We start from the raw sequence: 11,165 nt of genomic DNA, 5'->3' as shown, positions 1-11,165 counted from the left end.
CACGACCCGGCGCACGCCCGCGCTCCGGTTCCTGGTCTCCGAAGCCCGCGGCCCCCCCCCCCCCCGGGGGGGGGGGGCCCCCCACCCCGACAACGCGGCTGGGGGCGCCCCCTCCGGGGGAGTGCGTGCCAGGCGTCGCCGGGCTGGGGGCACCCCCTCTGGGGGAGGGACTTTCGAAACACGCCCTAGTCGTCCGTCCCGTCCTCCCTGAGTTCCGTCACGCGTTCCAGCAGGATCGCCTCCCAGGCCCGGCGCAGCTGGGTGCGCAGCAGGGCCGGGGGCTCGGCGCCGTGGCCGGTCAGGCGTTCGGCGAGGCGTACGACGGTGTCGCAGCGGGCCAGCCACAGGCCGCGCAGGCAGGCGCGGGCGCCGTACCCGGTGAAGGTGGCGGCGCGGACGGCGGCGCCGGAGCCGACGGCGAGGGCGAGCCCGGCGATGTCCTCGGCGGGGTCGCCGACGACCGCGCCGGTCCAGTCGAGGACGCCGCGCACCCGGCCGTCGGCGCTGACCACGAGGTGCTCGCCCCGCAGGGCGTGGTGGACGAGGACGGCGGTGGCGGGCTGTGCGGCGAGCTGGGCCGCGCCGGGCGGGGTGAGCTGGTGGAGCCGGGCGGGGTCGAACTCGTCGGCGGCGGCGAGGCGTTCGCCGGCGGCGACGGCCATGCGGCGCAGTGCCTCCAGGGAGCGCGGGGCGACGCGCGGCACGCCGGTCGTCTCGGCCTGCCGGGCCGGCACCTCGCGCAGTCCGCCGAGCAGCGCGGCCAGGTCGGCCTCGCCGACGGCGGACACGTCGTGGTCCTCGGCGGTGCCGCCGGGCACCTTGGTGTCGAGGGTGTAGGCGAGGCCGGGTGACCACTCGCCGTGCGCGACGGCGATCGGCACGGTGACCGGCACGTGCGGTCGGACGAGGTCGCGCAGCCGCAGCTCACGGCGCATGCGGACGGTCGCCTCACGATCGGGGGCGAGCCGCAGGACGTGGCGGGTGCCGACCCACCAGGTGTCGTGCCCGCCCTCCTCGGAGACGGGCCGCACCTCGGGGCCGGGACCGCCGTCGCCGGTGTTGTCGAGGAGCGTTCGGACCAGCCGGCGGACGGTGTCCGCGGTGGGTGTGGGTGCTGGGGTCATGGTCGCGCCGTAGCCGTTCGGTGGGTTCCGGGACTCTCCTGTGGGTGTCAGCCGACCACGACCATCTCGCGGGTGGTGTCGTTGAGCCGGCGGCCGCCGTCCGCGGTGACGGTGACGATGTCCTCGATGCGCACCCCGAACCGGCCGGGGAGGTAGACGCCCGGTTCGACGGAGAAGCACATGCCGGGGACGAGGGGCTGCTCCTCGCCCTCGATCATGTACGGCGGCTCGTGGGTGGTGACGCCGATGCCGTGGCCGGTGCGGTGGATGAAGTACTCGCCGTACCCGGCGTCGGCGATGACGGCGCGGGCGGCCCGGTCGACCTCCTGGCAGGCGACGCCGGGCCGTACGGCGCAAAAGCCCGCCTCCTGGGCCTCGCGCACGAGGTCGTGGACGCGGCGCTCCTCGTCGGTGGGTTCGCCGACGTGGACCGTGCGGGAGGTGTCGGAGCCGTAGCCGTCCTTCAGGCCGCCGAAGTCGAGGACGACCATGTCGCCGTGCTCGATGACGCGGTCGCCGACCTCGTGGTGCGGGTCGGCGCCGTTCGGGCCCGAGGCGACGATGGTGAAGTCGACCTGGGAGTGGCCGAAGCGGCGGAGCAGGTCGGCGAGGTCGGCGCCGACCTCGGACTCCCTGCGTCCGGCGAAGGGAACCCCGCGGATCTCCTCGAACGTCGCGTCGGCGGCGGCTCCGGCGGCGGCCATCAGCTCCAGTTCGGCCGCGTCCTTGACGGCGCGCAGCATCGGCAGGGCCTCGGTGAGGGAGGCGTAGGAACTGTCCGGGAGCGCCTTCTGCAGGTTGAGCAGGTGCATCGCCCAGGTGTTGTCGCTGACGCCGAACCGCCCGCCGGTGTCCAGGAGCGCGGTGGTGGCGGCGTAGGGGTCCTTGCCGTCGGTCCAGTCCCGCAGGGTGAGCGCGGGGGCCCCGGCCGCCTTGGCCGCGTCGGGGGCCTCGAGGGCCGGGACGACGAGGACGGGGTCCCGTTCGGGCGTGAGGACGAGCAGGGTGAGCCGTTCGGTGGCCGCGGGGGGCGCGTAGCCGGTGAGCCAGACCAGGTCCGGGCCCGGTGCCACGAGCAGCCCGGCCAGCCCCGCGTCGCCGGCCGCGTGCACGGCCCGCTCCATGCGGGCCCGGTAGTCGTCGGCGGTGAAGCGCGCGGGCGTACGGCCGGTCATCCGGGCCTCCCTGTCAGGACGTGGTGACTACGGGCAGCATCCTGCCCGGTCGGCAGGGGCGGCGCGACCCGATCGGCGGGGATTTCGCGGGGAATGCCGCCCCGGCGTTCCCCGGGCAAGTGGATTGCCCGGCCACCGGATCTAATGGTTGGATCCTGATCAAGCATTAATCCACTTCGGGAGGCCGGCACCGTGCTCGTACTCGCTCACCTCAGTGATCTGCACCTGGACGGCAGCGCCCGTGCCACCGAGCGCGCCGAGCGGGCGTGCGGGCGGCTCCGGAACCTGCCGGGGCGGGTGGACGCGCTGCTGGTCACCGGAGACATCGCGGACCACGGGGCGGAGGCCGAGTACGAGGAGGCCGCCCGCATCCTCGGGACACAGGGCTCCGACACTCCCTGGCCGGTGCTCACCTGCCCCGGCAACCACGACCGCCGCGCCCCCTACCGCAAGGCCTTCCTCGGCCTGCCGGCCGCCGACGGACCGGTGAACAGCGTCCAGGTGTTCGACGGCGGGGCGGTCCTGATGTGCGACTCCAGCATCCCGGGCGAGGACGAGGGGGCGCTGGCGGACGAGACGTACGCCTGGATCGAGGAGACCCTCGACGAGCTGGACGGGGACCTGCCCGCGCTGCTCGCCTTCCACCATCCGCCGGTGGCGGTGCACCACCCGCTGCCCGACTCCTACCGGTTGGGCGACCCCGGCCGGCTGGCCGCGCTGCTGGGGCGGCGGCCGGAGATCGCCGGGATCATCACGGGCCATGCCCACACCCCGGCCGCCACCACCTTCGCCGGGCGGCCGCTGGTGGTGGGCCCCGGCGTGACGTGGACGCTTCGGCTGCCCTGGGAGGGCGACGAGATCGCCGACCGGGAGGCGCCGGTCGGGCTCGCGTTCCACGTCCTGGACGACGAGCGACGGCTCACGAGCCACTTCCGCGTGGTCGTCTGACGCGGGCGTGCGGACGTCGTGCGGGCGTGCGGACGTCGTGCGGGCGTGCGGACGTACGGTCCGGGCCGCCGGGTGCCGCCCCGCGGCACCCGCGCGCACGGACGGGACCGCCGGGTCACGACCCGCGGCTCTCGCGCGTCCGGGCCGATCGTCAGGTGACGATCCCCGGCACCACGGACAACTGCCGGTAGGCACCGCTCTTGTGACGCAACGTCACCTTCGTCTCCCGGCCCGGCTTCGCCTCGTCGACCGCCCGCGCGAGGTCGGCCGCGGAGTCGATCCGGGTCCTGCCGAAGTGCAGGACGACGTCCCCGCGGACCAGACCGGCCGAATAGCCGGGGCCGGGCACATGGACGGCGACGATCTCGGCGCCCGCCTTCTTCCCGTCCACGATCTCCAGGCCCAGGGTGGCGTCGGCGGGCGCGGGTGCCGGGGAGCCCGGTGCGGCGAGGCTGTGGCCGGCCGCCGGGGGCGCGGCGTCCGCCTCGGCCCCGCCCGCCCGCCGTTGCAGCTCGGCCGGTTCGCCCGCGCCGATCACGGCGGCGCCCACGGCGCCGAGGCCGACGCCGGACAGCACCAGGACGGCACCGACGAACAGGCCGGCCAGCAGGGTCGTCGGACGCCGGCCACGACGGCGGGCGGCGGGCGGCCGGCAGGGCCGGCCGCACGCCGGTACGTCGCAGGACGGGCTTCCGCCGGGCTCCTGGCCGGGCATGGGCTTGGGACGCAACGCGGTCTGTTCCATGGATCTCCTCCGACTGGTGCTCTACCCGCCGCACCGGAGCGCCACGAGCCACGAACGAGTGAGACTGACCGGCGGCCGACGGCGGTACGCGTGCGGGCGCGGGGCTCACCGGCCCGGGGACAGCGCCGCGGCCAGGGCCCGTGCGGCACCCGTCGGGGTGCCGACGTGGACGAGTTCCACCCGGTGGACGATCCGCGGTCCGGTGAGCGGGACGACCTCCGCGCCCGGGGCGCCGGCCGTCGCCGAGCGGGGCAGGAGGGCGAGACCGTGGCCGGCGGCGGCGAGCGCGGTCAGGACGCGGACGCCGGTGCCCTCGTGGCGCGGGGCCGGCCGGAAGCCGCGACCGCCGTTCGCGGCGCGCAACCGGTGCGGCGGCAGGCCCGTGCCGGGGGCACCGGTCCAGCGGGCGTCGGCGAGGTCGCCGAGGCGCAGTCCGGCGCGGCGGGCCAGGGGTGGGCGGTCGGCCGGCGGCAACGAGGTGAGCCGTCGGCCGACCGGTGGCGCGGGGCGGTCGGCGCGGCCGTCAGCCGACCGGCAGCGCGGGGACGGCCGGCAGGCGGCCGGGCAGGAAGCCGTGGGACCGGCGGGCCAGGTAGGCGGATGTGTAACGGTCCACCTTCCGGTGCCAGTTGAGGATGCCGGCCAGCCAGTTCCGGAGGTCCGCCACATATCCGCGCATGGCGTCGCGGGCCTGCGCCGACAGGCCGAAGTCGTCGTACAGGATGGGCAGTTCGTGGGTGACCACGTGTTCGAACTGCTGCATGCGCTGGGTCATCAGGTCGTGGACGACGCCGAGCGCGGTCGGGTAGTCGCAGCCGAAGAAGTTCTGCACGACGAGGATCGCGTTGTGGATCTCGCCCTCGTACTCGATCTCCTTCTGGTACGAGAAGACGTCGTTGAGCAGGCAGGCGTAGTCGACGGCCGCGTTCTCCAGTGAGCGGACGGGGCCGCTGGCGTACACCTCCGGGGGGACGGCCGGGCCCTGGCCCATGCGGCACAGGCTCAGGGTGAGGTCGGAGCCGAAGGTGGCGCGCCGCATCTCCAGGTAGTCGACGGGGTCGGGGATGCGGTTCTGGAGCTGGTTGGCCAGCTCCCACACCCAGCTCTCCGTCATGCTGTCGACCGCCGCGCGCAGAGTGCGCCGCTGGTCGGGGGTCATGCCGGCGGTCGTGCGCGCCCACAGGTCGATCAGCGACCGTTCCATGGCGTTCAGGGGGACGGGGGTCTCCTCGCCGTCGACGGGCATGCAGGCCGAGAGGCGGGCGGTGGTGGCCCTGGCCGCGGCCAGGTCACGGCGGTGGCCGTACACCAGCGGGTAGTAGTCGTCGCCGTAGGTGCCGAACGCCAGCCACCCGGCGCTGAGGTCGAGGGCCTCGGGGGTGGCGTCGGGGTCCAGGCCCGCCGAGCACAACGCCAGGTCGCACGAGGCGAGCTTGTCCTCGTCCCACACCCCTTCGGACAGCATGCCCATGCGGCGCGTCCACTCGACCAGGTGGTGGCGGGCCCGGTCCAGGTGCGGGCTCAGCTCCACCTGGAAGGGCATGTGGAACTCGGGCAGCCGGGACGGGCCGACCTTCTGGAACGGCACGTGCGTGTACGGGCGCAGCCTCCCCTCCTGCCCGAAGGGCGTGGGAGATGCCCCCGTCGCGGCGGCCGAGGCGAGCAGGGCGCCGACGTCGGCGGCGGAGGTGCCGGGGTGGGTCAGCCTCTCCCAGGGCGAGGAGGAGGTCGCCTTCCCGTTCATGTAGCGGCTGGAGCGCAGGTGCCACTCGTGGCCGCCGGACTGCCAGTCCTGGAGCCCCTTGGTGTAGGCGGCGACGGCGGCCACCTCGTCCGGGCGCAGGCCCCTCTCCAGGGCCAGCGCCGGCACTTCGGTCAGGGCGGTGTGCTCGAACTGGTGGAGCCGGGACGTGAGGATGTCGTTGACGGTGTCCGCGGCCTGCTGGGTGGTGCAGCCGAAGAACGTCTCCAGGACGAGCACCCCGTTGCTCAGCTCGCCCTCGTCCTCGACCTCGCGCTGGTAGGAGAACAGGTCGTTGCGCAGGTGCACGCCGTCGGAGAAGGTCTCCATCAGCACCCTGAGCGGCCTCGATCCGGCCACGGCGGCCGGCACCTCGGCGGTGGCGTACTCCACGAGCCCCGCCGACCAGGGGGCGCCGCCCACCTTGCGGCGCATCTCGATGTACTCGACGGGGTTGGAGACCCGTCCCTCGTCGATGTTGGACAGCTCCCACATCGACTCGTTGAGGAGGTGCTCGGTGGCGACGGCGAAACGGCGCCGCCAGTCGGCGGACATCGCCGGCACGGTGCGCGCCCACAGGTCGGCGAGGCCCGCCTCGACCGGGTTGCGCGGCTCGGGCACCGGGGTCGACAGGTCGAGCGGCATGAACAGCGGGAGCCGGTCCAGGTGGGCCTTGCCGGCCGCCCGGTCGGGGATGCGTTTGAACATGTCGAGGAAGTGGTCGTCGAAGAAGAACACCCACACGTACCAGTCGGTGATCAACGACAGGGCGGGGCCGTCGCAGTCGGGGTGGGTGTAGGCGCAGAGCAGGCCGTAGTCGTGCGCCTCGAGGTCGGCCTGCTCCCAGATCCCGGAGCCCTCCAGCATGCCCATCTCGCGCGCCCACCCCGTCGAGTGGGCGCGGGCCTCGTCGAGGTGCGGGTTGAGCCGCGCGGGATACGGCATGTAGAAGTGCGGGAGTTCGAACGGCTGCGTCATGGCCGGGCCCTACCCGGGGGCATCAACCCTCATCCGCGGCGCGGGACATGATCACACCATCGCGTGAACCCGGGGCGAACACCGGCGAATCGGGCGCCCCTGGGCAGCGGGCCGGTACGGGGGTCCGCGCCGTGCTCACTTCCCGGTCTGGATCAGCGCGTGGGTCCCGCCGGTGCGCCAGTCCCGCCCCTCGGCGGCGGTCAGCGCGGCCTCGGTGCCGGCGGACAGGCCGGTGATCACGTCCGACTTGAGCGTGCGCAGGGCCACGACCGGGCCGGGGAAGTACGCGGTCACGTCCCCGAACGGGGTCGTCGGCGGCCACCGCCGGTCGCCCACCAGGCGGCGGTAGTTGAGGTCGCCCTTCACGACGGTCAGCGTCGCGGCCGCGAACTCGGCGCGGAGGTCGTCCGGCATCCGCTCGTACGGCAGCGGGGCGGCGGCGAAGGGGTGGGCGCGGACCGTCAGGGTGCCGTCCGTCATCGCCGCCCACAGCCGCCGCCCGTACCCGGCGGCCGCTCCCGGAGCGGCCGTCAGGCGGCGCAGCGCGTCGACGACGTCGGCCGTCGTGGCGTCCGACACGTAGTAGGGGTACGGCTTGACGTGCAGGACGACGCGGCCGATCCGCCCGTGGGCGAGGAGGTGGGCGGCGAGGAGCAGGTCGGGGATCAGCTCGCGGCCCGCGTTGTCCGCGACCAGGCACAGCGTGCCGTCGGCGGCCTCCGGCGGCGCCAGCAGCGTCCACAGGCTCTCGCTGTCGTCGGCGACCAGTGCGGGGACGGCGGCCCGGTCCCGGGCACCCGCGTCGGAGAGCCGGAAGCCGAGGTCGGCGCGGTTGCCCCACAGGGAGCCGTGCAGCAGGGCCTGTTCCCGCTCCCGCGCCGGGCGGCCTTCGAGGTCGTCGAGCGCGGCGAGTTCCTCGTCGGTCCCGGGGGCGTCCAGTTCGGCGAGCTTGAACGGGCGGAACGGGTCGAGTCCCTGCCAGGGGCCGGGCCGGAAGTGGCCGACGGTCTCGAGGAGCAGCCGGTAGAAGTAGCTCTCCGACCACAGCCAGGGCACCTCGTACCAGGAGCGGCCCGCGTACCCGTCCAGACCCCAGGCCCGCCAGCGGTCGAGGTCGTGCGCGTCGGCGGGGATCGGCTCGATCACGCCCTCGGCGCAGCTCGTCAGCAGGGCGTCCAGGGCCCCGCGGACGTCGGGTCCGTAGGGGAAGGCGTCCCGCACCCGCCGGATGATCGCCGGGTGCCGCTCGGCGAGGACACCGTGCGGGAAGGAGCCGGGCTCGTCGCCGTGGATCACGGGCGGGAGGGGGGTGTCGGGCATGCGGATCACGGTATCGCGGGGCGGGTGGGGGCGGCGGGCGTGCGGACGGCGGGGCCGGCCGTGGCCACGCGCACGGGCCGCCACGACCGGCCGTGGCCGGTGACGCGAACCGGCGGACCGGCGAACCGCGGGAGCGGCCGGCCGGGATCGCCCCGGGACACGGCGTCGGCCGTGCGCGAGGAACGCGGCCCCGGGGCCGGCCGTGCGCGCCACGGACGATGTTCGGCCGCACGCGGGGTCCGTGGGCCGCAGGTGGGTCGTGCACCGGGCGCGTGGCCTCCGGTACCGATCACGCGCGCGCGTCACCTGGCGAACGGGCAGCCGGACAACGCGCCGTACGGGACACGGCGTCGGCCGTGCGCGAGGAACGCGGCCCCGGGGCCGGCCGTGCGCGCCACGGATCGCGGGGTCGGCCGCCGCGGGCACACGGGGGAGACGGGGTCGGCCGGCCCGCGCGGGGCCCACGCGCCGCGGCCGTGCCACGTGGGCGTGGGCTCCGCGTCGGGGGTGGCCGCCCGGGGCGGGAGGAAGGGGCGGTGGTTCACACCGCCGCCATGACCTCCCGTTCGAGTCGGGCCGCGAGGCTCAGGTAGCGGGGGCGGCGGGGGACGGGGACCAGGCCGCGGATGAGGACGTGCCACATCTCGGCCATGCGGCGCGGCAGCCGGGCGCCGGGTTCGCGGGAGCGGCCGACCACGCGGGTGCCGACGAAGAAACAGACCAGGGAGTGGGCCACGGCGTCCACGTCGACGTCCGGATGGATGTCGGCTTCCCGCACCGCGCCGACGAGCCCGCGGGAGATCAGCTCCAGCCACTCGGTGAACGGGTGCGGCACGGGCGGCCGTACGGCGACGCCACCGGTGGCCAGGCGCAGGCCGGCGCGGGTGATGGGGCCCTCGACCGACAGCCGCGCCATGCCGAAGGTGAGGCGCATCAGGGCCTCCAGGGCCGGGTAGCCGCGTTCGTCGATCTCCCCGGCGATCCGGCGCGCGGCCTGGGACTGCAACTCCAGGATGGCCTGGGCGAGATCCTCCTTGGCCGCGAAGTGGAAGTAGAGCGCGCCCTTGGTGACGTGGGCGTGCTCGACGATGTCACTGAGGCTGGTCGACTCGTAGCCGTTGCGGTCGAACAGATCGGCTGCGGCCCTGATGATCGTCGTGCGGGTCTGCTCCGCGCGTAACTGCCTCGCCATCGACTGGACACTCCTGGGCGTAAAGAACGGGTCATGCCGTTTGTTTCTGACCCCCAGTAAACAACAGTTCACGGTCCGGCGGTACCGACCAGGCACTCGAAGAACGTCGACTCCCCCTGTACGCCGAGCACTTGCACGTCGGTTCCGTGACCGCCCTTCACCTCGATCCAGATGGGTTCGTCCAGTTCCGCGTACCGGTGGAAGACGGCGTCGTACGCCGTCGGCACCCGTTCCCCCGGTGTTTCGAGCAGGGCGGCCTGGCGGGCTGCCTCCAGCAGCAGCATGCCGGGGACGTGGTCGAGCGGATGGTCGAAGAAAACGGGGTGTGCGGTATTCACCCGCAGTTGCCGACGGTCCGGCCGGCCGGCGTCGGCCGGCGCGAGGACGACGTCGGTGGGCAGGGCCCGGCGGACGGCGTCGGCGGGCACCCCGGACGGGACGGGGACGGCGGTCACGGCCTCCGGCGTACGGCCGCCGCGCAGCCGCCGGTAGACGGGCCCGCTGACGCAGGTGAAGGCGACGTCCGCGGTGGCGACGCGGACGCCGTCGCGCAGGACGTGCGCGGTGTAGCGGGCGGCGGCGGGGTGCGCGCCCCGGTACTGGACGTCGGTGAAGACGAGTTCGACCTCGGGTTCGGCCGGCAGCGCACCGAGCGCCAACGTCTCGTGTTCCACGCTGACGTGGAACTCGGTCAGCACGAACTTCCGGTCCAGCGGGACCTCGTACTCGGCGTGGGTGACCAGGGTGCCGCTCTGCCGGATCGTCTCGACGACGAGCAGGGGGTCGTAGGCGGACCAGTCGGGCGACACGTGCAGGACGTGCGCACGCGGCCACTGGGCGGACACCGTGAACCGGTCCGCCCCGGTGCGCCGCCAGCCGGTGAGGAAGGTCTCGGCGACGGCGGCGCGGTGGACGAGTTGGCGCGGAACGGTTGCGGTCAGGGACGGCGTGTCGGCAAGCTGCCGCGGTCGCGTCATCTCTCTCCCCCTACGGTGCCCCGAAGGCCCGGGGCGGACGGGCGAACCGTCCGCTCGGCGAGCGTTAGAGTACGAGGCGACCGGTTTGTTTTCAATGAGATCAGTCGGCGGCATCCTATGATCGGACCGAACCCGCATCCGAGCGCGGGACGCCCGGCTCGGTGCCGTGAAGGGGCTCGCAATGGCGAAACAGGAGCGCGCGATCAGGACGCGCAGGGCGATCGTGGAAGCGGCGGGCGCGGTGTTCGACGAGCACGGCTACACCTCCACCACCATCGCCATGGTCCTGGAGCGCGCCCAGGTCACCAAGGGTGCCCTGTACTTCCACTTCGCGTCGAAAGAGGCCCTCGCCCAGGCGGTCCTGAACGAGCAGGTGCCCTTCGGGGCGGTTCCGCCGCAGCCGTGCAAGCTGCAGGAGATCGTCGACATGACCTTCGTGGTGGCGCGCCGGCTGCTGGACAACGCCCTGCTGCGGGGCAGCGTGCGGCTGGCGGTGGACCAGGAGACGCCGTCCGGCGTGGATCACGGCGAGCCGTTCCGGCAGTGGGCGCAGGCCCTCACCGATCTGCTGGAAGCGGCCCGTCAGCGGGGCGAGTTGCTGCCCACGGTGAAGCCGGCGGAGACGGTCGAGCTGCTGGTGGGCACCTTCACGGGCATCCAGTTGATGTCCCGGGCGCTGAGCGACCGCGCCGATCTCGGGGACCGGCTGGCGGTGATGTGGGCGCACATCCTGCCGAGCATCGCGGTGCCCGGTCTGCTCCCCGGCCTCGACGCCCGCGCCGACCGGGGCGCGCGGGTGCTGGCCTCGCAGGAGCGTCGCGTGGCTTCCTGATCCGGACGTGCGGCGGGGGGGGCGGGGGGGGGGCCCCCCCCCCCGGCCCCCCCCCCCCCGCGCCCCCCGCGCCCCAACGACACCTGGGCCTGAGGCACCGAGATGAGCCCCGCGGCGCGCGCCGGGCCGCACG

Annotated in this window: 10 protein-coding genes; 2 read left to right on the top strand and 8 right to left on the bottom strand. The window is 74.5% G+C overall.

The annotated features are described in order from the left end of the window. Nucleotides 1–185: 185 nt before the first annotated feature. Together ACH4N1_RS31390 and ACH4N1_RS31385 are read right to left on the bottom strand one after the other, a co-directional pair. Nucleotides 186–1,124 (bottom strand): aminoglycoside phosphotransferase family protein, encoded by a 939-nt coding sequence (locus tag ACH4N1_RS31390; protein ID WP_398102950.1) that lies wholly within the window; start codon nt 1,122–1,124, stop codon nt 186–188. A 47-nt stretch (nt 1,125–1,171) separates the two neighbouring features. Then, complete coding sequence (locus tag ACH4N1_RS31385) at nt 1,172–2,299, bottom strand: aminopeptidase P family protein (RefSeq protein ID WP_398102947.1); 1,128 nt, start codon at nt 2,297–2,299, stop codon at nt 1,172–1,174. A gap of 192 nt (nt 2,300–2,491) precedes the next feature. Here ACH4N1_RS31385 and ACH4N1_RS31380 point away from each other — a divergent pair, with 192 nt between their 5' ends. Then, nucleotides 2,492–3,247 carry a metallophosphoesterase gene (locus ACH4N1_RS31380; RefSeq protein ID WP_398102944.1) on the top strand — a complete coding sequence of 252 codons (756 nt, stop codon included), beginning with the start codon at nt 2,492–2,494 and terminating at the stop codon, nt 3,245–3,247. A gap of 151 nt (nt 3,248–3,398) precedes the next feature. Here ACH4N1_RS31380 and ACH4N1_RS31375 read toward each other — a convergent pair whose 3' ends face one another. The 6 genes from ACH4N1_RS31375 to ACH4N1_RS31350 form a co-directional block, all read right to left on the bottom strand. Then, entirely contained in the window at nt 3,399–3,992 is a 594-nt protein-coding gene (locus tag ACH4N1_RS31375; RefSeq protein ID WP_398102941.1) for a PDZ domain-containing protein, read from the bottom strand. A 105-nt stretch (nt 3,993–4,097) separates the two neighbouring features. Continuing rightward, nucleotides 4,098–4,466 (bottom strand): LysR substrate-binding domain-containing protein, encoded by a 369-nt coding sequence (locus ACH4N1_RS31370; RefSeq protein ID WP_398102939.1) that lies wholly within the window; start codon nt 4,464–4,466, stop codon nt 4,098–4,100. A 49-nt stretch (nt 4,467–4,515) separates the two neighbouring features. Then, nucleotides 4,516–6,711: a germacradienol/geosmin synthase Cyc2 gene (gene cyc2 / locus ACH4N1_RS31365; protein ID WP_398102937.1), complete on the bottom strand. Its 2,196-nt coding sequence runs from the start codon at nt 6,709–6,711 to the stop codon at nt 4,516–4,518. A gap of 135 nt (nt 6,712–6,846) precedes the next feature. Next, on the bottom strand, nt 6,847–8,031 hold the full coding sequence (locus ACH4N1_RS31360) for a damage-control phosphatase ARMT1 family protein (RefSeq protein ID WP_398102934.1): 1,185 nt from the start codon (nt 8,029–8,031) through the stop codon (nt 6,847–6,849). Nucleotides 8,032–8,572: 541 nt separating this feature from the next. After that, the gene (locus ACH4N1_RS31355; protein WP_398102931.1) at nt 8,573–9,223 is read right to left on the bottom strand and encodes a ScbR family autoregulator-binding transcription factor; all 651 of its coding nucleotides are present in this window, start codon (nt 9,221–9,223) and stop codon (nt 8,573–8,575) included. 68 nt (nt 9,224–9,291) lie between these two features. After that, on the bottom strand, nt 9,292–10,200 hold the full coding sequence (locus ACH4N1_RS31350) for a ScbA/BarX family gamma-butyrolactone biosynthesis protein (RefSeq protein WP_398102929.1): 909 nt from the start codon (nt 10,198–10,200) through the stop codon (nt 9,292–9,294). Between the two features lie 181 nt (nt 10,201–10,381). Between ACH4N1_RS31350 and ACH4N1_RS31345 the strand changes: the two genes are divergently transcribed. Next, nucleotides 10,382–11,032, top strand: a complete 651-nt coding sequence (locus ACH4N1_RS31345; protein WP_398102926.1) for a ScbR family autoregulator-binding transcription factor — start codon at nt 10,382–10,384, stop codon at nt 11,030–11,032. Nucleotides 11,033–11,165: the final 133 nt, after the last annotated feature.

This window comes from Streptomyces sp. NPDC017202 (assembly GCF_044331705.1).
In the GTDB taxonomy this organism is placed as follows: domain Bacteria; phylum Actinomycetota; class Actinomycetes; order Streptomycetales; family Streptomycetaceae; genus Streptomyces.
The sequence above is the reverse complement of the archived record's forward strand: the minus strand, read 5'-3'. Positions and strand labels throughout refer to the sequence as shown.